Below are 19,628 nucleotides of genomic sequence, written 5' to 3' on the forward strand. Positions count from 1 at the left end.
GTTGACGACGGCCGCGCAACACCTCGCCGCCGTCGTCAACGGCCCGCAGGATCGCCGTCATCCGCCCGGACCCCGACGCCCGCGACCACAGCACCGCCGAGTCCGACGTGACGTCTCCGGTGGCGAAGCCGCTGGGCAGGGTGAGCCGGTTCCGCACCAGCGCAACTCCTCCTGCGTTGTGCGGGGCAGCCGGGACGGTACCGGCCTGGGCTGCGGCGGGCACGGCGGCCAGTGCGGCGGTGAGGACGGATCCCTTGACGATGGTGCGGCGCGATACGCCGGCCGGTGAAGTGGAAGTCATGCCCCCACGCTGCCGCCGCCGGGCGCACGGACGCTGGCCCGCGGGTGAATGCGGGGTGATTCGGTGATGAACAGCGGGAACACCCCTCCGGCATGGACGGCCCTGGGCCGCATTCGCGGTGCTGCCCAGCACCGTTCCTGCGGGGCAGGGCCGCTCATCGCGCGGGTGACCGCAGAGACGCCGCGCCGAACACCCCTTACGGAACCGCGAACTCGCCGATCCGCCCCTCCCGCAGCGCAGCACCAACGGCGTTGATGGCCCCGTAATCCGGAAACAGCACGGACTGGCCGGCCACGAACCCGGATCCGGCGGTTGGCAGGGTCATGGTGCCGATGGCGTTGGCGTCCAGGTTCCGCAGGCTGTAGGCCAGGATGGCGGCCTGGATCGGGTCGAAACCCTTGTTCACGGTGAGGCAGCAGGAAGCGAAGTCCACCAGCCCGCGGACGGCGTTGACGTCATTGAGGCCGCCACCTGTGGTCAGCCGGGCCAGTACGGCCTTGAGCAGGATCTGCTGGTTGCGGACCCTCTGGAAGTCGCCGTCCGCGAAGGCGTACCGCTCGCGGGAAAACTCGAGCGCCGCCTGTCCGTTCAGGTGGTTGACTCCGGGGCCGAAGACGTGCCCGGTGTCGTGCGTTGACTGGAAGGGAATGGGGACGTTGACGTCGATCCCGCCAAGTCCGTCCACCAGGACCTTGAGGCCGCCAAAGTCCAGCATCAGGGTGTGGTCGATGGTGATTCCGAACAGCTGCTGCACCGTCTGGGTGGTCATGTCGATGCCGCCGTACTGCAGGCCGGCGTTGATCTTCGCCCCGCCGAAGCCCGGAATGTCCACCCAGGTATCCCGGTTGATGGACACGATGTACAGGGTCCTGCGGTCGGCCGGGACGTGGACGAGCATCAGGGCGTCCGAGCGCTGGTCCATCGCTTCGCCCGTTGCTGCCGTGTGTGCCGCCGCGTCCTTCGCGTTGCCGCGTATGTCACTGCCGATGACCAGCACGTTCATGGGCGCGGGCGGCAGTTCCGGAATGGGCTCCGGAGGCGGCGGGGGAGCAGGGGCAGGCGGAGGTGCCTCAGAAGGGGTTTCCGAGGGGGACGGTGTCTCCGACGGCGACGGGGACGGCCCTTCGCTTTGCGTTGCGGCGGGCTGGGCCTCGGGGGCGGGACGGTTGAGGCTGATGACGGCGACAACGGCTACAGCCACCAGGGCGAGCGCCAGCAGCGCCGCGATCCAGCGCCGGCGGCCGTGCGCCACCCAGCTGCCGCCGTGTGGACCGGACGCGGATGGATCGGTTGGGCCGGTACCCCCGGGACCGGACGAACCGGACCCGGACGAACCGGACCCGGACGAACCAGGACCGGACGAACCGGATGAATCAGGACCGCCAGGCGTGCTCACGATGTCTCACCTCGTTGTGGGTAGGTGGGATCAGTGTCAGCCCGCAAGGCCCCTGCTGGCTACAAACTTGTCCAAACTGTCATCTGCCAGGGCCCGCGAGAGCCCCGCAATGGCGTTGCGGTCCGGGATCACGATGGACTGGCCGTCCGCCGACGTTCCCGTCCCGAGCGTTGGGAGGGTGAACATCTCCATGTCGTCGGACCGGACGTTCCGGAGCTCCAGCCCCAGCCGTGCCAGCGTTCCGGCGTTCAGGCCGCTGTCCGCGCTGACGAAGGGTGCCATGGCGCTGATGACGTTGTGGATCTTCACGGGGTTGAGGAGCGTGTCCCGGCTGAGGTTCTTGGCCAGCAGCGCCTGCAGGAAGGCCTGTTGGTTGCGCACCCGCTGGTAGTCGCCGTCCGCATAGGCGTAGCGTTCGCGGACGAAGTCCAGTGCACCCTTGCCGTCCAGGACCGTGGGCCCCTTGGCGTACTTCTTGCTGCTGTGCGGCGACACGAAAGGCTGGGTGACGTTCACTTCCACCCCGCCCAGGGCGTCGGTCATGCCCACGAATCCTTCGAAGTCGATCATGGCCACATGGTCGATCCGCTGGTTGAACAGGGATTCCACCGTCTGCACCATCAGCGGGACGCCGCCGTACGCGAGGGCTGCGTTGATCTTGGCCTGGCCGTTGCCCGGAATGTCCACCCACAGGTCCCGCATCAGGGAAACGGTGAAGATCTTGGACCTGTCCGCGGGGACGTGGACCAGCATGAGGGTGTCGGCGCGCTGGTTGGAGTTGCCGCCGGACAGGGCCTCTTCCGTGGTGGCGCCGCGGCTGTCGCTGCCCATCACCAGGATGTTCAGCATGCCGTCGGCCATGGCTATTTGGCTGCCCTCCGCCGTTCCGCCGCCGGGCTGGCTTCCGGCCGGTCCGCCGGCTTCACCCGGTGCTGCTTCTCCCGCGGCCGTGCCCGGCTGCTGGCGCTGGGGCCGGAGAGATTCCGCCGGCCAGGGAGAGTCGATGGTGGTGATCTCGGACTCGTAGATCTGTCCCAGGCTGTACAGGTAGGCCCCGAGGGAGGCAGGAACGATGATTGCCACGGCCAGGAGCACCAGCAGGATGGTCCGCAACCGGTGGCGCCTGCCGCGTTTGGCCGGCTCGGGTGCGTCGGCCGGCTGGGTGCTTGGATCGTGCAGCTGGATGCCCATTTGGGAAAATTAGCATCGGCAAAAATTCATTACATCGGGGGAATCCGCAGAAAAACCGCAGAGAAAACCACAGGTTAAATGACGACGGCGGAAGCCGGCTCAGGCGGGAACGTTCAGGCGCGCGTGACGGAGGATGGAGACGATGGCCGGAGCCAGCTCGTCCTCCATCTGCCGGTACACCTCGGGTGACCGGCGGTAGGGGTCGATGATGTCGTTGTCCCCTGCATCGGGAGGCAAGGACAAATGCCGGACCCCCGCGGCCCTCGCTGCCAGGCTCTTCCAGAAGGCTGTGTTGGCAGCCAGCCGGTCGCCGTCGTCGGCCGTTCCTGCAGGGGGCGCGCCCCCGTCAGTTGCTGCCGCGCGCTGGTCCAGGACGTCGAGCATGCGGGCGAACTCGCGGATGGTGAAGGTGCGCTTGAGGAGAGAGGCGTCCAGCTGGAGCACTTCGCCGCGGTGTCCGGTGGTCATGGTGAGCACCAGGTCCACGCCGCGCAGGATCGCCGGGGTCAGCTGGCGGGCCGCGAAGTTGTCCGGGTCCCCGCCGAAGGTGCGCACAATATCCGCTGAGATGGGCTGCATGGGCTCGCCCACCATAGCGCGCGTCCCGGCGCTGGTGACCACGAAACCGCCCGGCACCGCCTGGTTGAGGCCTGCCTGCAGCAGCCTCTCGGCCACCGGAGAGCGGCAGATGTTGCCGGTGCAGACGGTGAGGATTCGTACTGGTGCGGATGTGTCCAAGGGGATTTTCTCTTTCCAGCCGGTGCGCGGACCGTCCGGCCCGCACGTTTCAACTTAACACGCAACCCCCGCACGCTCTCTCACTTGACGCCGCTTTTCCCCGGACGCTCTCTCACTTGACGCTGCTTTTCCCTGGACGCTCTCTCACTTGCCGCTGCATTTCGCCAGACGCTCTCTCACTCTCTGCGTTGAAACCGGTGCGCGTCACTACCATTCCAGCGGCACTGCGACCACCATGGAAGCAGGCACTGATGCGGAGGAGTGGCACGATGAGTCCACAGGACCAGCTGGAACGCGACTGCGTGATTGCCGGTGGCGGCCCGGCCGGCATGGTGCTCGGCTACCTGCTCGCGCGCGCCGGCCTGAAAGTCACCGTGTTGGAGAAGCACGCGGATTTCCTGCGCGACTTTCGCGGCGACACGGTGCACCCTTCCACGGTGACCCTCCTCGGCGAGCTCGGGCTGCGGGAGAAATTCCTGCAACTGCCCCTCACCCGGCTGCCCACCTTGGATGCCGTTGTGGAAGGCCAGCGCATCACTATGGCCGACTTCCGCACCCTCCGGGCCCCCGACAACTTCCTGGTCCTGGCCCCTCAGTGGGACTTCCTGAACTTCCTGGCCCGCGAGGCGGCAGTCTTCCCCACGTTCGAGCTGCTCATGAATACGGAGGCCACCGCACTGATCATGGAGCAGGACCAGGTGCGGGGCGTGCGGGTTGCAACGCCCGACGGCGGACGCGAGATCCGTGCCACGCTGACGGTGGCCGCGGACGGGCGGGCGTCCGTGCTGCGCTCTGCAGCCGGACTGGTTCCGGATGAGTTCGGCGTGCCCATCGACGTGCTGTGGTTCAACCTTCCCAAACCGCCCGCGCCGCCGCCCGTAACCCTCGGGTACATCTCCTCCCGCGGGATGGTCCTCACGCTTGACCGGGGCGACAGGTACCAGTCGGGCATGGCCATCCAGAAAGGGGGACTCGACGAACTCCGGGCTGCAGGGCTGGGCGCGCTCCGTGAACGGCTGACGCGCGCGGCTCTCGTGCTGCAGCCGGTGGTTGGCACCCTGCAGGACTGGGAGCAGGTCAAACTCCTCTCTGTCCAGATCAACCGGCTCCGGCGCTGGTACCGGCCCGGATTCATGGCGATCGGTGATGCCGCCCACGCCATGTCCCCGGTGTTCGGCGTCGGCGTGAACTTCGCCATCCAGGACGCCGTGGCACTGTTCAACGCCATCTCGGGTGACCTGGCTGCCGGAGCGGCCCCGGTGGAGAAGCTCGCGGCCGTGCAGCGGCGCCGCGAGATGCCGGTGAAAGTCATGCAGCTGATCCAGCGCAACGGGCATAAGGCCATCTCCAGGGCAGCCACGGGCCACAGCTTCGCCCCGCGCTGGGTGGTTGTGCTGATCCGGATCGCCTCACCGCTGCTGCGCCGACTCACCGCACGGTTTATCGGCGTCGGAATTCGCCCCGAACATGTGAAGCCGGCGGCGCCTGGATCCAGGCGCCGCCGGCCAGGCGAACGCTCTCTCACTTAACGCCGTTTCCGGATGGACGCTCTATCACTTTCTTGAGGAAAGTGATAGAGCGTCCATCGATTTGGTGCCGTAAGTGAGAGAGCGTTGGCCGATTTGGTGCCGTAAGTGATAGAGCGTTGGCCGATTTGGGGCATCTAGTGAGAGAGCGTCGTGGGGGAGGGTTAGAGCCCGGCGAGCATCTCCTTCATCTCCGCGATCTCCGCCTCCTGGGCGGTGATGATGTCGCGGGCCAGTTGGATGCTTTCGGGGTGCTTGCCGGCGGAGATTTCCTGCTGCGCCATGTCGATCGCGCCTTCATGGTGTCCGATCATGTGCTCCAGGAAGAGCCGGACGGCGTCCGTTCCCTGGGCGTCCTTCAGCTTCTCCATGCCCTCTGAATCGACCATGCCGGTCATGCCGTGCCCTGAGTGGTCCGACATCATGGCGGGCACGTTCCAGTCCTCGAGCCACCCGGTCATGGTTTCGATCTCCGGCGCCTGCGCGTCCTTGATCTTGGTGGCCAGGGCGGTGACGTCCGCGGGCATGTCCGGTTTCGCCAGGATCATGTCGCTCATCTCCACGGCCTGCGCGTGGTGCGGGATCATCATCTGGGAAAAGGCGATGTCCGCCGGGTTATGGCCGGCACTGGCATCGGGCATCATGCTGGACGCGGGGCCGGAGCTGCCGTGGTTCATGGGCATGGTGCTTCCGCCGGAGCTTCCGGCATCGGTGGCGCACCCGGCCAGGCCAAGTGAGGCTGCCAGCGCAGCGGCGACGGACAGGGCTTTGATCTTGCTGTTCATTGTGTGATGGTCCTTCAGGAAAGTAGGTGAACTGGGCCTGTGGAGGCGTGGGAGGCCACGCGGCGCAGTCCGTTTACGTTCGGCTGATGGACAGATCGCAGGGCGTCTTGCTTGGCGGGACGAAGGAGTAACCGGCGGCCCCGTGGGTGCCAAAAACCGGTGCAAGTAGTGCGGTGGGGCTTGCCGGGGGCGGGGCGGCCGCGAGCGATCCGGTCTTCGCCAGCGGGGTGCAGGACGCGCCTTCTTCCCGCACATCCGGGCACCCTGCGCTGCAGGATTCGGAGGCGGTGAAGGCCGCGCCTACCGCATCCGTCAGGGTCGCTGCGTGTCCGGCATGGGAATGTCCGACGGCGGCGTGTTCCGCCGCGGAGTGCCCACCGGGAGATTGCCCGACGGCGGAGTCCCCGGCAGCGAGGGCGACGTCCGCGTGGGCCGCGTGCGAGGAATGGTCCGCGGTCATGACGTGCATGCCGAAGATTCCGGCCACGACGGCCATAACCACAGCCAGCAGCCCCGCGCGGAGGAGGGCTGCCGGCAGGACACTGGCGCGTGCGGTCATGCTGGTTCCTCCTTCGCGGGACTGGATTGGATCAGGCTGGACTGGACTGGATTGAATCAGACTGGGATGGAACGGACCGGGTTCAGTACCTTCAACGTACCTCGGACGGGTTGAGTTTCACCCGCCGCAGCAGCTGGGCGTTCAGGGCCACCACAATGGTGGACACGGACATCAGGACGGCTCCGGCAGCCGGCGAGAGCACCACCCCGGCGAACGCCAGGACACCGGCGGCCAGCGGCACGGCCAGGACGTTGTAGCCGGTGGCCCACACCAGGTTCTGCCACATCTTGCGGTAGCTCGCCCGGGAGAGGTCCACCATGGAGAGCACCGCGCGCGGATCATTTCCGGCCAGCACCACCCCTGCGGACTCCATGGCCACGTCGGTGCCGGCCCCGATGGCGATGCCCACCTCGGCGCGGGCCAGCGCCGGCGAATCGTTGACGCCGTCGCCCACCATGGCCACCTTCAGGCCGCGCGCCTGCAGTTCCGCAACCTTCTTGTCCTTGTCCGCGGGCAGCACTTCGGCGAACACCTCGTCAATGTTCAGGTCCTCGGCCACGGCCTGGGCCACCTGCCGGGCGTCGCCGGTGATCATGCCCACCTTGACCCCGCGGTTCTGCAGGGCCGCCACGGCCTGGCGCGACTCAGCCCGCACCGCGTCCTCAAGGCTGACCGCCCCCAGCACGCGGCCGTCGTCGTCAATGACATGCAGGACGGCAGCGCCGCGGTCCATCCACGCCCGGGTGGACTGCGCCAGCGCGGAAGGTTCGACGGCGCCGAGCTCGCGCAGGAGCGCGGGCCCGCCCACGTGCACGGTGCGTCCGTCCACGCTGGCTTTGACGCCGCGGCCGGTCAGTGAGGTGGATCCGGTGGCGGCAGGAAGGGTGAGGTTGCGTTCCCGGGCCGCGCGGACGATGGCACGTGCCACCGGGTGCTCGCTGTCCGACTCAACAGCGGCGGCCAGGGCCAGCAGCTCATCAGCGTCCACTCCCTCGACGGCGGCCACATCCTTCAGTTCGGGCGCGCCCGTGGTGAGCGTGCCGGTCTTGTCGAAGAGGACCACGTCGATGGTGCGCATGCGCTCCAGCGCCATCCGGTTCTTGATCAGCACCCCGGCCCGGGCGGCCTGCTCGGTGGAGATGGCGATGACCAGCGGGATGGCCAGGCCCAGGGCGTGGGGGCAGGCGATGACCAGGACGGTCACGGTGCGGGTGACGGCCTCCGGGATGCTGCCCAGCAGGGTCCAGGCGATGAAGGTGAGGACACCCGCGCCGGCGGCAAAGTAAAACAGGAAAGCTGCGGCGCGGTCGGCCAGGGCCTGGGCCCGGGAGGAGGACGACTGTGCCTCGGCCACCAGCCGCTGGATGCCGGCCAGGGCGGTGTCGTCGCCCACGGCCGTCACCCGGACGCGGACGCTGGTGTCCGTGGCGACGGTTCCGGCCACCACGGTGTCGCCCGGGCCGCGCGGCACGGTTTTGGATTCGCCGGTGATCATCGACTCGTCGACTTCCGCCTGCCCCTCCACCACCGTTCCGTCCGCAGGCATCCGGGCGCCGGAACGGACCAGGACCAGGTCGCCTTGCTGGAGTTCTGAGACGGGAACAGTTTCGGTGCCGGTGTCCGTGATGCGTTCGGCTTCATCTGGCAGCAGCGCGGCGAGGGCATCCAGGGCTCCCTGCGCCGAACCCAGGGCCCGCATCTCGATCCAATGGCCCAAAAGCATGATGGCAACCAGCAGCGCGAGCTCCCACCAGAAGTCCAGGTCGAAGCCGCCCAGCCCCAGGCTGGTGACCCAGGATGCGGCGAAGGCAACGGTGATGGCCATGGCGATCAGCAGCATCATGCCCGGCCGGCGGTCCTTCAGCTCGTGCAGGCCGCCCTTGAGGAATGGCTGGCCGCCGTAGAGGAAGATCACCGTGCCCAGGACGGGCGGGATCCAGGTTGACCCGGGGAACATGGGGGCCATGTAGCCCAGGAGGTGCCCCACCATGGGGCTGAAATAGATCACGGGGATGGACAGGGCCAGCGTCAGCCAGAACCTGTTCTTGAACATGGCGGTGCTGTGTCCGGCGTGCTGCCCGTGCGTGTGGACGGCATGGTCGTCGTCATGGCGCGCGGCGTGGCCGTGGCCATCGTGCCCGCTGCCTGAAGCAGCCGCCGGTTCGGTGAGGGTGCCGCGTGAGGGGCGGTCGTCGTCGTGGTGGTGCTGGTGGTCCTGCATCGGTTCCTCCTTGGAGGGCGCCGCAACCCGGGGCAGCAAGCCCCGGCGCGGAAATCAGTTGGAGGCCAGGGAGTACCCGGCTGAGGTGACGGCCTGGCGGACCGCCGCGTCTGAAACGGAGCCGGCAACGGCCAGGCCGGAACGGCCGCCTGCTACCAGGTCCACGGACGCCGCCTCGACGCCATCAAGGGCGGAGACGGCCTTCTCCACCGTCTGGACGCAGTGCCCGCAGGTGAGGCCCTCGACGGCGAAGATCCGCTGGGAGGGGGCAGCGGCGTCGGAAATCACGACGGTGGCCGGCGCCTTCTGCGCGTGGCCTGCGGGGGAGCAGCAGCTGCAGCCGGCGCTGGAGGCCAGGGGGAGCTCGGGGCGGTTCTCACTATCAAACATGTCAGTTCCATTCCTTGGTGAAGGACGATTCCTTGCTGGGCAGGTGCTGGGGTTGAACGGCTGTGACGGCGGCGCGGGGCACCGGCCTGGACATACCACTTCACTGACAACACCTCGAATATACCCCTAGGGGGTATGTCCGTCAAGGCCGGAGCCGCCCGGAGGGTACCGGCGCCTTGGTAGTGGCCATAGTCCTTACGCCCGGGGGCCTTGCCCGGCCATAATGGATTAAGTGCGGACTGTGCCAACGGCCGGGGACGTGTTGGACGCTACATGGAGGTGGCCCTGTGTCAGAGCTGACCGGCCCTTATACCTATTCCAGCGCGCTGGGGGACAACCAGTGCGTTGCCGGGACGTTCCACGCGGACGTGGCCACGGGAAAGCTGCACTGGTCGGACGCCATGTTCCAGCTGCACGGCTACCGGCGGGGCGAGGTTGTCCCCACCTTGGAGCTGCTCTTCTCCCACAAGCATCCGGAGGACAGGCCCAAATGCGAGGAAATTGTGGCGCAGGTTGTCCGGACCGGCGGCTATTTCTGCATGTACCACCGCATCATCGATGCGCAGGGCCGGACCCGGCGGGTCCTGACAACCGGTGACGCCCTTGTGGAGGGCGGGAGGGTCTCCGCCCTTGAAGGCGTCATGATCGACCTCACTTCAACGCTTCAACGTGAAACCGAGCAGACCGCCCGTGACGCCGTTATTGGAGCCACGTCCACCCGGACCGTCATAGACCAGGCCCGCGGCATCCTCATGGGCCAGCTGAACATGGGCTCGGAGGACGCTTTCCAGATGCTCGTGAGTACCAGCAGCCACCGCAACGTCAAGCTCGTTGTGGTGGCCGCCGAGCTGGTGCAGCTGGCCAACTCGGCGGAGTCGCGCAAGTACCTGCAGGCGGCGGTGAAGGCCATTGAGATGGAAGGCCGGGGGAATGCGGCGCAACGGAAGCGGGCTGTCTAGGGTCAGTTAGTGGTGCTCCACCCAGCACGCCAGAATGGTGGTGGACAACTGGTAGGCCAGCGCATTGCGGCTGATGTCATCCGGACCCATGGCCTCCGGCAGGCCGGAGGCGTCAACCTGCAGCACAAAGCTGTCCTTCTGGAACACTGCCGATCCGTCCGCGGTTTCATAGGCGGGAAAGCCGAGGCTGGCGAGCCCTTCGATCGGCGTCGCGTCCACCGCCAGCGCTTGCATGGCGTCAAAGTACGTCAGTGCCGCCGCCTTGTCCGATGCTTCCCGGACGGAAATTTCAAGGGCACCCTCGTCCAGGTGGTACGTGCACGTGAAGGTGCTGTCCGCCCAGCTGTTGACGGTGTGCGGATCCTGCTCCAGGTCCAGGATCGCCGTCAGCCTGTCCATCGGCTGATCACCGCACACCATCTTCGCTGCTTCGCTGGGTTCACTGACGGCAGAGCGCGGGGAGGGGGAGCCGCCGCCGTGGTGTCCCGCGTGGCCGCCCTGCATCGAAGGCGCTGCGGCAGCGGGCGCTGCCGGGGCGGAAGCGTTCGACGACGGCGCCTGGGCCGCTCCCACGGACCCCGCCGCAGCAGCGCAGCCGGAGAGCAGCAGGGCTGAGACAGCAAGCGAAGCAAGCAGCGGGGTGCGGTGGGTCATGACTCGTCCGTCCTGGCCGCACCCCTGTGCGGGTTCGCGGCCGTTTGTTCGGTTACTGAGGGATTAGGCGTTGGTGCGATGGGGCGTTGGCGGGAAGCAGGTCAGGCGTTGAGCTTGGCGTAGATGACGTAGTTGTCATCGAAGAGCCCTGTGGCGGGGTCGTAACCGTCGCAGGTGATCAGCCGGAGTTCGGACCCTGCCGTGTTTCCGTAGACCTCCAGAGTGGGGAAGTCGTTCTTGCTGTAGAGGGCTCCGCGGTCAACGGTGAACACGGCGGTGCTGCCGTCGGTTCGCGAGACGTGGATCTCGGCTCCCGGGGTGAGCTTGCGGAGGTCCGCGAACACACCGCCACGGCCGCTGGGAGAATTGACGTGGCCCAGCATGACGGACGGTCCACGTTCGCCGGGGGTTGGCGAACCGTTGTACCAGCTGGCCGGAGCGCCGCTTCCGGAGTCCTGCGGTACCTCAAGCGAGCCGTTCTCCCTCAGGCCCAGCTTGAGCAGATCGGTCCGCACGCCGATGGCGGGAATTTCCAGGACCACCGGCTCGGACCGGGACAGGACTGCCAATTCTGAAGCGGCAGCCGCCGGAACGGACGGGGCTGGTGCCGCCGGACTGGCCGCAGGCGGGGCGGGGGTCGCGGAAGGTGCGCCGGAAGCGGAAGCGGAAGCTGGGGCACCGGCGTCGGGCGCTCCGGAATCTGCGGTGCCGCAGCCGCCCAAAGCCAGCAGGAGCAGAAGCCCGGCCGCCGTGGTGGCCCAGGGGCCCCCGCAGCGGCCGGAGTTCAGGGTTGTCACAGTGATGATCCAGTCAGCCCAGGCTTAGGCCACGGATCCGGCGCTGCGGCGGCGAACAACGTAAGCGCCGCCGGCGAGAGCGGCCAGGGCCAGGCCGCCACCGAGAGCCAGGGCGCCAGTGTCGGTGCCGGTTTCCTGGGCAATGCCGGTGTCGGCACCGCCTGCCGGCATCTTCATCTGTCCGGCGGCCAGGGTTCCGCACAGGGCGGGGGAGGTGGCCGCCAGCGGAAGCTCGGGAACAAGATCGCTCTTGGCTGCCTGGCCGGCCGGGCTCAACGTTGCCGGGTCAAGGCCGTGGACCACAACCACGGCGGTTCCTGCTTCCAGGGCGGCCTTGGTTTCAGCGTTCAGCTCGAAGGTGCGGTCCACAGTGTAGCTTGCGCCCTGGCCGGCCACCTTGAGGTCAAGCCCGGCGGCAGGGCTGGTATCGCCGCTGGTGGACAGGGTGGTGACGATGCCGCCGTAGCCCGGTGCGCCTTCGGTGGTGGAGACAACCTGGTCACCGTCCTTGTCGGCGGAGGGTGCCGGGCAGACACCCTGGGCGCCGCCGTGGATGTGCTGGACGTGGGGGTAGGGGGCGTCCATGAACGTCGCGGCCAGGCCTGAGACCTTGAGGACGGCGTGGGCCTGGTTGCCCGTGACATCAACGGTGATGGTGCCGGAGGCCGAGCTGCCGTTGATCTGGCCCAGGGTGGACTGGTAGTGGTCGGCCCCGTCGTGGGCCATGGCGGGGGCGCCTGAAAGCGCAAGGGCGCCCAAAGCCAGGGTAGGTACGGCAAGGAAGCGGAGTGTCTTGTTCATCGGAAAGCAGTCTCCTCATACAAGTAACGGTGTCGTCCCAGTTGAGCGACAAGAGTGATTCGCTGCCACTGCTGTTACGGATGGGAAAAAAGTGAACTGGGACACAGGCCATTGGTGGCAGCAATAACGAAACTCGAGGGAATCGCCCCCTGTAGGATGGACGGAAGGTGCGCCGGGAAGTCTGGTCGGCATAGTCTTGTAGACCCCAAATGCCAGGAGACTCCATGAACCAGACCACGCCCTCAACACCCCCGCCCGGGCAGGGGAAATCCACCGTTCTTTCCAGGGGCAGTTACGCCGAGGCGCTCCGGATCGGGGAGATTCTCCGCAAGGAGACGGTCGGCGGTGCCCTGCTGGTGGCAGCTGCGGTCATCGCCCTCATCTGGGCCAACTCGCCGGCGTCGGACAGCTACTTTGCCCTCCGGGACTTCAAGTTCGGTTACGAGCCCTGGCACCTTGAGCTCAGCCTCGGTGCGTGGGCGGCGGACGGGCTGCTGGCCATTTTCTTCTTCCTGGTGGGCCTGGAACTGAAACGCGAGTTCGTGGCAGGGGACCTGCGCCAGATCAGCAAATCGATCGTGCCTGTTGCAGCCGCCGTGGGCGGCGTGGTGGTACCGGCCCTGATTTACGTTGTCATCAACCTCACCAGCCCCGAGACCCTGCGCGGTTGGGCCATCCCCACGGCCACGGACATCGCGTTCGCGGTGGCGGTCCTGGCCATCATCGGCTCCCACCTTCCCAGCGCCCTGCGGATTTTCCTGCTGACCCTGGCCGTGGTGGATGACCTGATTGCGATCAGCATCATCGCGTTCTTCTACACGAGCGACCTGGACGTCACGCCGCTGCTCCTTTCCCTCATCCCACTGGCCCTCTACGCCTTCCTGGCGCACAAATACCGCCACTTCTTCGGGATGAAAGCCTCCGCAGCCTGGGTCATCCTGCTGCCGCTTGGCGTGATCACCTGGGCCCTTGTCCACGCGTCCGGCATCCACGCCACCGTGGCCGGCGTGCTGCTGGGCTTCGCCGTCCCCGTCCTGCGCTCCCAGGCCGCAGGCGGTCCGGACGCCGGGCCCGGCCTGGCGGAAATCTTCGAACACCGCTTCCGGCCCATCTCTGCGGGCGTGGCGGTTCCCATCTTCGCGTTCTTCTCCGCCGGCGTGGCCGTTGGCGGCTGGGAGGGGCTGGGTTCGGCCCTTGCGGACCCGGTTGCGCTGGGCATCATCGTGGGCCTGGTGGTGGGCAAGCCGATCGGCATCCTGGGTGTCACCTGGCTGCTGACCAAGGTCACCCGGGCGGAGCTGGACAAGTCCTTCAAATGGATCGACGTCTTTGGCGTGGCCCTCCTGGCCGGCATCGGGTTCACGGTGTCACTGCTGGTGGCCGAGCTCAGCTTCGGGCAGGGGAGCCTGCACGATGACCACGCCAAGGTAGGCATCCTGGCCGCGTCAGTGCTCGCGGCGCTGCTGGCCGCGGCGGTACTGACTACAAGGAACCGGCAGTACCGCGCAGAGGAAGAGCGGGAGAAAGTGGACGCGGACCAGGACGGCATCCCGGACGTGTACCAGGACCGGACCTGACACCACCTCCACCAACAGCAACGCGGGGCCCGCTCCGCACCCTCCCGAATCATCGGATGGGTGCGGAGCGGCCCCGCGTTTGGTTAAGCCGCAGACAGCGCGCCTAGCGGCGCACTGAGTTCCTGCGTCCCACAACAGCCTCAGCTGTTCCCACCAGCAGCACCGCGGCGATGACAGCCACGATGAAGCCCACGAAGTTCAGCTCGAAGATGTCTCCGGTGCCCAGCAATGATGCGACCACTCCGCCGATGACCGAGCCAACGAGGCCCAGCAGGAGGGTGGCCAGCAGGCCCAGGTTCTGCTTGCCCGGCTTGATCAGGCGGGCAAGTGCGCCAATGATCAGGCCGGCAACGATGAATCCAATCACGGTGTGCTCCTTAGTGGTGGTTGCGGGCGGATGGCGCCCGTACTGCCGCAGCGGTGCCGCAATGGATTCATTCTATGTACACCTCCGGCCGCTTCTGCTGTGCGCGGCGGCGATGCTGAGGGCGATGGTCCCCGTGCTGGCGGGAATCAAGCCGGGGCCAGCGGCTTGGCCTGTTCCTCCACGTGCCGGATTTCCAGCGCCTCCGGGTCCAGCAGCTTCCGCGTGCCGGTCCGCGCGTCCAGGATCCAGAACAGTTCCAGGGCCGGGACGACGTCCATCACCCGCCCCCGGTGGAAAAGTTTGCCGTTGTGCCATGCCTCGATCTGGTCGCCGACCCTGAGCTGGCCGGTGAGAACTCCCTGTGCCTCCATGATGCGCCTCCTGCTGTTGTGTCCCCGTAAGAGACAGCATGCCGTGGCCAGGTTGCTGAAATGTTTCAATGCGGTGTTTTTTCTGTGACTATGCGGGAGGTTTGCGGAGCGGCCCCGAGGAACTGCTGAACTGCGGGATTGCACTCGTGCTGGCTTGCCTGTGCCGACGCGGAACGGCCGCAGGACTCTTTTGCGTCTCTGCTGTGGGCGTACATGCCCGGTCCGGCGGGGACCGTGCCGGTAAGATGGAATGCATTATGGATGACCCTCCTTCACATATGCCCAAGCCCCTCCGCCTTCTGACCGGTTCGCCGGCCACCACGGGAGAGGGGCGCCTGAATGTATGAATGGATCATGCTCGGTATCGGCCTCGTCCTGACGGTCGGTACCGGTTTTTTTGTTGCTTCCGAGTTCGCGCTGGTCAACCTGGACCGCAATGACCTCGAAGCCCGCCAGGCCCGCGGGGAAAAGCGCCTCAAGCCCACCATCAAGGCGCTGAAGATCACCTCGACCCACCTCTCAAGTGCGCAGCTGGGGATCACCCTGACAACGCTGCTCACGGGTTACACGTTCGAACCGGCGATCAGCTCGATGCTGCGCGGGCCCCTGCTCTCGACCGGACTTCCAGAGGCTGTTGTGCCTGGCATCGGCGCTGTCGTGGGCATTTTTATCGCCACTGTCTTTTCCATGGTGATCGGCGAGCTGGTGCCCAAGAACTTCGCCCTGGCGCTGCCCCTGGCCACGGCCAAGTTCGTGGTCCCGTTCCAGGCTCTCTTCACCGCCGTGTTCAAGCCCGTGATCCTGCTGTTCAACAACACTGCCAACAAGATCATCCGGTCCTTCGGCATCGAGCCGAAGGAAGAACTCTCCGGCGCCCGCAGCGCCGAGGAACTCAGCTCGCTGGTCCGCCGGTCAGCCCTTGAGGGCCTCCTGGACGCTGACCATGCGGTTCTGCTGCACCGGACCCTCCGGTTCTCGGAGCACTCCGCCGCGGACGTCATGACTCCCCGCGTGCGCATGACGGCAGTCAACGCCGATGACACGGCCGAAGACATCGTGGCGCTTGCCACCACCACCGGCTACTCCCGCTTCCCCGTCATTGGGGAGGACCGTGACGACGTGCAGGGCGTGCTCCACGTGAAGCAGGCCTTCGCCGTGGACCTGGCCGACCGCTCACGGGTACTGGCCTCGGAGCTGATGATTGAGCCGTTGCGGGTGCCTGAGTCCATGGGCGTGGATACCCTCCTGGTCCTGCTGCGGAAGCAGGGCCTGCAGGTGGCCATCGTCTCCGATGAGCACGGCGGCACCGCCGGCATCGTGACGCTGGAGGACCTGGTGGAGGAGATCGTCGGCGAGCTCGAAGACGAACATGACCGTGCCCGCACCGGCGTGGTCCGGACAGGGCGGTCCATCACCTTTGACGCGTCCCTGCGGCCCGACGAACTCCTGGACCGGACGGGCATCACCGTGCCCGACGGCGAGGAGTACGACACCCTGGCCGGCTTTGTCACGGATCAGCTGGACCGTATCCCTGAGTTGGGCGATGAAGTAGGGATCGACGGCGGCACGCTCCGGGTGGAGCGCGTCCTGGGTACGCATGTGGAGCGGATCCGCTTCACCCCTGACGCTTCGGAGGACGCACCCAAGAGTGCGCATGACCGCATTATCGATGGCCTGACGCAGGAGCTGACCCATGAGTGAATATCTTCCCGGCATCATCTGGCTGGTGGTGCTCCTGGTGGTCAACGCCTTCTTCGTCGGTGCGGAGTTCGCCGTCATTTCGGCCCGCCGCTCGCAGATTGAGCCGAAGGCTGAGGCCGGCAGCAAAGCTGCAAAAACCACGCTGTGGGCCATGGAGCATGCCACGCTGATGCTGGCTACCAGCCAGTTGGGCATCACGGTCTGTTCCCTGGTGATCCTGAATGTTTCCGAACCTGCCATCCACCACCTGCTGGAAATTCCGCTGGGCCTCACGTCCCTCTCCTACGAGGCGATCAGCATTATTGCCTTCATTACGGCGCTGCTGCTGGTCACCTTCCTGCACGTGGTGCTGGGGGAGATGGTCCCCAAGAACATCTCTTTCTCCGTTCCAACCCGGGCGGCCCTCATCCTGGCCCCGCCGCTGGTGATGGTCTCCCGCGTGGTCAGGCCGGTGATCTGGACGCTGAACGGAATCGCGAACTCCATCCTGCGCCTGTTCAAGGTGGAACCCAAGGACGAGGCCACCAGTGCCTACACCCTCGATGAGGTGGCTAACATCGTGGAGCAGTCCACCCGCGACGGCATGCTGACGGACACCACCGGAACCCTGAGCGCCGCGTTCGAGTTCACGGCCAAGACCGTGGCGGACGTTGAGGTGCCCATCTCCGAGATGGTGCTGCTGCCTGAGACCGCCACGCCGGCTGACATCCAGCGCGCGGTGGCCGGGCACGGGTTCTCCCGGTACATCCTCACCAATGGCGACGGCGAGCCCTCCGGGTACCTGCACCTCAAGGACGTCATGGACCTGACCACGCAGGAGAAGTTCACCCAGCGGGTGCCGGGCAAGCGGATCCGCCGCCTTGCCTCCGCCTACAGCGGCAGCGAGCTTGAGGACGCACTGGCCACGATGCGCCGCACCGGCGCGCACGTTGCGCGGGTGTTCGACGCGAAGGGCAACACCACCGGTGTCCTCTTCCTGGAGGACATCATCGAGGAACTGGTAGGCGAGGTCCAGGACGCCACCAGCGCCTGACACGCCGGCTGCAGCCAAGGCTCCACGGCCCCTGCACCACGGCCCCTGCACCACAGCCACGAAGGCGCCGCTCCGCCACGGAGCGGCGCCTTCCGCCGTTAACGGGCCCGGCCAGCGGCGCAGGACACAACGGCAGACCAGGCCTACAATGAGTGCATATACGTGCACATATGCACTCAAGGAGTGGGCTGGATGTTTTCGGTTCTGCGGAACGCAACGTATAGGAGCCTCTTTGCTGCCCAAATCGTGGCGCTGATCGGCACGGGCCTGCTGACGGTCGCGTTGGGGCTGCTGGCCTATGACCTGGCTGCGGGCAATGCTGGGGCGGTGCTCGGTACCGCGCTGACCATCAAGATGCTTGCGTACGTGGGCCTGGCGCCGGTGATCAATGCGCTGCTGGCCCGCTGGCCGAAAAAACCGGTCCTCATCGGGGCCGACCTGGTGCGCGGGGCAATGGCCCTGTCGCTGCCGTTCATCACCGAAACCTGGCAGATCTACGTGGTGATTTTCCTGCTGCAGTCAGCCTCCGCCACGTTCACCCCGGCGTTCCAGTCGCTGATCCCCGCCGTCCTTCCGGACGAACGGGACTACACGCGCGCGTTGTCCCTGTCCCGGCTGGCGTACGACATGGAGGCCCTGGCCAGCCCGGCCCTTGCCGCGCTGCTGCTCACTGTTGTCAGCTACAACAACTTGTTCCTGGGTACCGTGGCAGGGTTCCTGTTCTCCGCCCTCATGGTGGCCATGGCCGTCCTGCCGCGGGTCCCCGCCGGGGCGTCTCCGCAGGCCTCGCTCTGGCACAGGACCACGCTCGGCGCCAGGATCTTCTGGCGGAACCGGCGGCTCAGGTCGCTGCTGGCACTGAACCTGGTGGTCGCGGCCCCCACGGCCCTGGTGCTGGTGAACACGGTGGTCTATGTCCGCGATGTCCTGCAGCGGCCGGACACGGACCTTGCCCTGGCGCTGGCCTGCTTTGGGGTGGGGTCCATGATCGTTGCCCTGTCCGCCCCGTGGCTGCTTGAACGCCTGGGTGACCGGACGGTGATGCTCGCCGGGGCCGCCGTCGTTCCCTTCGTCATGGCCGGCGCCGTCGCCATCCCGTGGGCCACGCCCGGCAGCGGATGGTGGCTGCTGCTCACCCTCTGGTTCCTCCTGGGTGCGGCGAACTCCACCATCCTTACGCCGTCGGCGAGACTGCTGCGCGGAGCCTCCACCGAGGACACCCGGCCGTATGTTTTCACGGCGCAGTTCTCGCTCTCGCACGCCTGCTACATCCTGGCCTATCCGCTGGCGGGCTGGGTGGGAGCCATGGCCGGTTTGGGCTGGGCCGCGGCGGGGCTGACAATTGTTGCGATGATAGGCAGTGCAGGAGCATTCCTGTCCTGCCCCCGGCACGATGCCGCAGGGGCCATGGGCCGTGCAGGGGAGGAGCAGGACAGTGGCCAGCCAGCCCCGCAGCGAAGCCGCGCCCGCCGCTGATGTCCCGTCCCTGGTCCACCAGGTAACTCCGGGGCCGGAGCTGCTGGAGGCAGCCTCCGCCACCCTCCGGATGCTGGCCGAGCCCACGCGCCTGCACCTGCTCTGGCAGCTGGCGCAGGGTCCCAAGACCGTGACCGAGCTGACGGCCGCCGTCGGAGTTCCGCGGACGGTGGCAAGCCAGCACCTGGCCAAACTCCGCCTCAGCGGGTTGGTGGACACGCGCAAGGACGGCCGCCACGTGATCTATTCGTTGCGCGACGGGCACCTGGTGCGCCTGATCCGCGAAACCATCAACCATGCGGACCACCGCGTCACCGGCGAACCCACCCACGGCTGACGCGTCGAAAGGGCGCGTGCCGCAGCTCACCGGGCAAAATGATCAGCACCCTTAGTGATTTGTGGTTACGATGGGTAGGTAAGCCGCTGGCAGCACGCCGGCGGGAGCCGACCGTAGGGAGAAACACCATGGGTTTGGACGACAAGATTGGTAACGCAGCCGAGAAGCTTGGCGGCAAGGGTAAAGAGGCCGCCGGCGAAGCGACCGGCGACGATCGTTTGAAGGCCGAAGGCCAGGGCGACCAGGCCAAGGGCGACCTGAAGCAGGCCGGCGAAAAGGTCAAGGACGCTTTCAAGAAGGACTGACCTTCCGGTCCATCAGCACGGGGTGCGGTTCCATTGGAGCCGCACCTTTTGTCCTTAACCGAAGGTCCGGGCAGGGGCGGTCCGTTATTTCAGCCAGGAGAGTTCGTGAGAAGTTTAGGTAGCCTGCGCGGCGTCGCCGATGC

The 19,628-nt window shown here is 66.8% G+C and carries 20 protein-coding genes and 1 pseudogene; 8 read left to right on the top strand and 13 right to left on the bottom strand.

The features are described 5' to 3' along the window. From ACKAE7_RS14765 to ACKAE7_RS14780, 4 genes and pseudogenes are all read right to left on the bottom strand, one after another. Nucleotides 1-301, bottom strand: a pseudogene (locus ACKAE7_RS14765) (alkaline phosphatase); the annotation flags it as partial. Between the two features lie 196 nt (nucleotides 302-497). Then, nucleotides 498-1,553, bottom strand: a complete 1,056-nt coding sequence (locus ACKAE7_RS14770) for an LCP family protein (protein ID WP_408979573.1) — start codon at nucleotides 1,551-1,553, stop codon at nucleotides 498-500. Nucleotides 1,554-1,733: 180 nt separating this feature from the next. Further along, entirely contained in the window at nucleotides 1,734-2,888 is a 1,155-nt protein-coding gene (locus ACKAE7_RS14775; RefSeq protein ID WP_191035548.1) for an LCP family protein, read from the bottom strand. Nucleotides 2,889-2,987: 99 nt separating this feature from the next. After that, nucleotides 2,988-3,626, bottom strand: coding sequence for a low molecular weight phosphatase family protein (locus tag ACKAE7_RS14780; RefSeq protein ID WP_188813451.1), 639 nt, complete (start codon nucleotides 3,624-3,626; stop codon nucleotides 2,988-2,990). Between the two features lie 269 nt (nucleotides 3,627-3,895). Between ACKAE7_RS14780 and ACKAE7_RS14785 the strand changes: the two genes are divergently transcribed. Further along, nucleotides 3,896-5,155 (top strand): FAD-dependent oxidoreductase, encoded by a 1,260-nt coding sequence (locus ACKAE7_RS14785; RefSeq protein ID WP_408979574.1) that lies wholly within the window; start codon nucleotides 3,896-3,898, stop codon nucleotides 5,153-5,155. Between the two features lie 161 nt (nucleotides 5,156-5,316). Here the strand turns inward: ACKAE7_RS14785 and ACKAE7_RS14790 are convergent, their stop codons facing one another. The 4 genes from ACKAE7_RS14790 to ACKAE7_RS14805 all read right to left on the bottom strand — a co-directional run bounded on the left by ACKAE7_RS14790 (nucleotide 5,317) and on the right by ACKAE7_RS14805 (nucleotide 9,107). After that, on the bottom strand, nucleotides 5,317-5,937 hold the full coding sequence (locus ACKAE7_RS14790; RefSeq protein WP_408979575.1) for a DUF305 domain-containing protein: 621 nt from the start codon (nucleotides 5,935-5,937) through the stop codon (nucleotides 5,317-5,319). Between the two features lie 73 nt (nucleotides 5,938-6,010). Then, the gene (locus tag ACKAE7_RS14795) at nucleotides 6,011-6,496 is read right to left on the bottom strand and encodes a hypothetical protein (protein WP_408979576.1); all 486 of its coding nucleotides are present in this window, start codon (nucleotides 6,494-6,496) and stop codon (nucleotides 6,011-6,013) included. 91 nt (nucleotides 6,497-6,587) lie between these two features. Continuing rightward, nucleotides 6,588-8,717: a heavy metal translocating P-type ATPase gene (locus ACKAE7_RS14800; RefSeq protein ID WP_408979577.1), complete on the bottom strand. Its 2,130-nt coding sequence runs from the start codon at nucleotides 8,715-8,717 to the stop codon at nucleotides 6,588-6,590. A 54-nt stretch (nucleotides 8,718-8,771) separates the two neighbouring features. Continuing rightward, nucleotides 8,772-9,107 carry a heavy-metal-associated domain-containing protein gene (locus ACKAE7_RS14805; RefSeq protein WP_408979578.1) on the bottom strand — a complete coding sequence of 112 codons (336 nt, stop codon included), beginning with the start codon at nucleotides 9,105-9,107 and terminating at the stop codon, nucleotides 8,772-8,774. Nucleotides 9,108-9,394: 287 nt separating this feature from the next. On the opposite strand from ACKAE7_RS14805, the gene ACKAE7_RS14810 reads away from it, so the two are divergent. Further along, complete coding sequence (locus ACKAE7_RS14810) at nucleotides 9,395-10,066, top strand: ANTAR domain-containing protein (RefSeq protein WP_190613270.1); 672 nt, start codon at nucleotides 9,395-9,397, stop codon at nucleotides 10,064-10,066. Between the two features lie 6 nt (nucleotides 10,067-10,072). Here ACKAE7_RS14810 and ACKAE7_RS14815 read toward each other — a convergent pair whose 3' ends face one another. The 3 genes from ACKAE7_RS14815 to ACKAE7_RS14825 form a co-directional block, all read right to left on the bottom strand. Continuing rightward, on the bottom strand, nucleotides 10,073-10,720 hold the full coding sequence (locus ACKAE7_RS14815; protein WP_408979579.1) for a hypothetical protein: 648 nt from the start codon (nucleotides 10,718-10,720) through the stop codon (nucleotides 10,073-10,075). A gap of 101 nt (nucleotides 10,721-10,821) precedes the next feature. Next, the gene (locus ACKAE7_RS14820; protein WP_408979580.1) at nucleotides 10,822-11,517 is read right to left on the bottom strand and encodes a class F sortase; all 696 of its coding nucleotides are present in this window, start codon (nucleotides 11,515-11,517) and stop codon (nucleotides 10,822-10,824) included. A 24-nt stretch (nucleotides 11,518-11,541) separates the two neighbouring features. Continuing rightward, nucleotides 11,542-12,318, bottom strand: coding sequence for a hypothetical protein (locus ACKAE7_RS14825; protein WP_408979581.1), 777 nt, complete (start codon nucleotides 12,316-12,318; stop codon nucleotides 11,542-11,544). 224 nt (nucleotides 12,319-12,542) lie between these two features. On the opposite strand from ACKAE7_RS14825, the gene nhaA reads away from it, so the two are divergent. Then, complete coding sequence (nhaA, locus tag ACKAE7_RS14830) at nucleotides 12,543-13,895, top strand: Na+/H+ antiporter NhaA (RefSeq protein WP_188813426.1); 1,353 nt, start codon at nucleotides 12,543-12,545, stop codon at nucleotides 13,893-13,895. Between the two features lie 103 nt (nucleotides 13,896-13,998). On the opposite strand, the gene ACKAE7_RS14835 is transcribed toward nhaA, so the two are convergent. Together ACKAE7_RS14835 and ACKAE7_RS14840 are read right to left on the bottom strand one after the other, a co-directional pair. After that, the gene (locus tag ACKAE7_RS14835) at nucleotides 13,999-14,262 is read right to left on the bottom strand and encodes a GlsB/YeaQ/YmgE family stress response membrane protein (protein WP_188813424.1); all 264 of its coding nucleotides are present in this window, start codon (nucleotides 14,260-14,262) and stop codon (nucleotides 13,999-14,001) included. Between the two features lie 146 nt (nucleotides 14,263-14,408). After that, nucleotides 14,409-14,633, bottom strand: a complete 225-nt coding sequence (locus ACKAE7_RS14840; protein WP_188726999.1) for a hypothetical protein — start codon at nucleotides 14,631-14,633, stop codon at nucleotides 14,409-14,411. A 339-nt stretch (nucleotides 14,634-14,972) separates the two neighbouring features. Between ACKAE7_RS14840 and ACKAE7_RS14845 the strand changes: the two genes are divergently transcribed. From ACKAE7_RS14845 to ACKAE7_RS14865, 5 genes are all read left to right on the top strand, one after another. Then, the gene (locus tag ACKAE7_RS14845; RefSeq protein WP_188813422.1) at nucleotides 14,973-16,334 is read left to right on the top strand and encodes a hemolysin family protein; all 1,362 of its coding nucleotides are present in this window, start codon (nucleotides 14,973-14,975) and stop codon (nucleotides 16,332-16,334) included. Then, nucleotides 16,327-17,367 (top strand): hemolysin family protein, encoded by a 1,041-nt coding sequence (locus tag ACKAE7_RS14850; protein WP_188813420.1) that lies wholly within the window; start codon nucleotides 16,327-16,329, stop codon nucleotides 17,365-17,367. Before ACKAE7_RS14845 ends, ACKAE7_RS14850 begins: the two co-directional genes overlap by 8 nt. Nucleotides 17,368-17,559: 192 nt before the next feature. Then, the gene (locus tag ACKAE7_RS14855) at nucleotides 17,560-18,843 is read left to right on the top strand and encodes an MFS transporter (RefSeq protein ID WP_408979582.1); all 1,284 of its coding nucleotides are present in this window, start codon (nucleotides 17,560-17,562) and stop codon (nucleotides 18,841-18,843) included. Then, the gene (locus tag ACKAE7_RS14860) at nucleotides 18,803-19,180 is read left to right on the top strand and encodes an ArsR/SmtB family transcription factor (protein ID WP_408979583.1); all 378 of its coding nucleotides are present in this window, start codon (nucleotides 18,803-18,805) and stop codon (nucleotides 19,178-19,180) included. The genes ACKAE7_RS14855 and ACKAE7_RS14860 overlap by 41 nt, the downstream gene beginning before the upstream one ends. Before the next feature lie 128 nt (nucleotides 19,181-19,308). Beyond that, complete coding sequence (locus ACKAE7_RS14865; RefSeq protein WP_066278512.1) at nucleotides 19,309-19,485, top strand: CsbD family protein; 177 nt, start codon at nucleotides 19,309-19,311, stop codon at nucleotides 19,483-19,485. The last annotated feature ends 143 nt before the right edge of the window (nucleotides 19,486-19,628 follow it).

This window comes from Pseudarthrobacter sp. NKDBFgelt, from assembly GCF_046097905.1.
Taxonomy (GTDB): domain Bacteria; phylum Actinomycetota; class Actinomycetes; order Actinomycetales; family Micrococcaceae; genus Arthrobacter; species Arthrobacter polychromogenes.

What these genes read in the sequence shown, in the direction of transcription:
- ACKAE7_RS14785 (WP_408979574.1), top strand. Translation starts at nt 3,896, where the DNA reads ATGAGTCCACAGGACCAGCTGGAACGCGACTGCGTGATTGCCGGTGGC.
- ACKAE7_RS14800 (WP_408979577.1), bottom strand. Translation starts at nt 8,717, where the DNA reads ATGCAGGACCACCAGCACCACCACGACGACGACCGCCCCTCACGCGGC.
- ACKAE7_RS14865 (WP_066278512.1), top strand. Translation starts at nt 19,309, where the DNA reads ATGGGTTTGGACGACAAGATTGGTAACGCAGCCGAGAAGCTTGGCGGC.
- ACKAE7_RS14845 (WP_188813422.1), top strand. Translation starts at nt 14,973, where the DNA reads ATGTATGAATGGATCATGCTCGGTATCGGCCTCGTCCTGACGGTCGGT.
- ACKAE7_RS14805 (WP_408979578.1), bottom strand. Translation starts at nt 9,107, where the DNA reads ATGTTTGATAGTGAGAACCGCCCCGAGCTCCCCCTGGCCTCCAGCGCC.
- ACKAE7_RS14775 (WP_191035548.1), bottom strand. Translation starts at nt 2,888, where the DNA reads ATGGGCATCCAGCTGCACGATCCAAGCACCCAGCCGGCCGACGCACCC.
- ACKAE7_RS14795 (WP_408979576.1), bottom strand. Translation starts at nt 6,496, where the DNA reads ATGACCGCACGCGCCAGTGTCCTGCCGGCAGCCCTCCTCCGCGCGGGG.
- ACKAE7_RS14850 (WP_188813420.1), top strand. Translation starts at nt 16,327, where the DNA reads ATGAGTGAATATCTTCCCGGCATCATCTGGCTGGTGGTGCTCCTGGTG.
- ACKAE7_RS14815 (WP_408979579.1), bottom strand. Translation starts at nt 10,720, where the DNA reads ATGACCCACCGCACCCCGCTGCTTGCTTCGCTTGCTGTCTCAGCCCTG.
- ACKAE7_RS14840 (WP_188726999.1), bottom strand. Translation starts at nt 14,633, where the DNA reads ATGGAGGCACAGGGAGTTCTCACCGGCCAGCTCAGGGTCGGCGACCAG.
- nhaA (WP_188813426.1), top strand. Translation starts at nt 12,543, where the DNA reads ATGAACCAGACCACGCCCTCAACACCCCCGCCCGGGCAGGGGAAATCC.
- ACKAE7_RS14825 (WP_408979581.1), bottom strand. Translation starts at nt 12,318, where the DNA reads ATGAACAAGACACTCCGCTTCCTTGCCGTACCTACCCTGGCTTTGGGC.
- ACKAE7_RS14855 (WP_408979582.1), top strand. Translation starts at nt 17,560, where the DNA reads ATGTTTTCGGTTCTGCGGAACGCAACGTATAGGAGCCTCTTTGCTGCC.
- ACKAE7_RS14790 (WP_408979575.1), bottom strand. Translation starts at nt 5,937, where the DNA reads ATGAACAGCAAGATCAAAGCCCTGTCCGTCGCCGCTGCGCTGGCAGCC.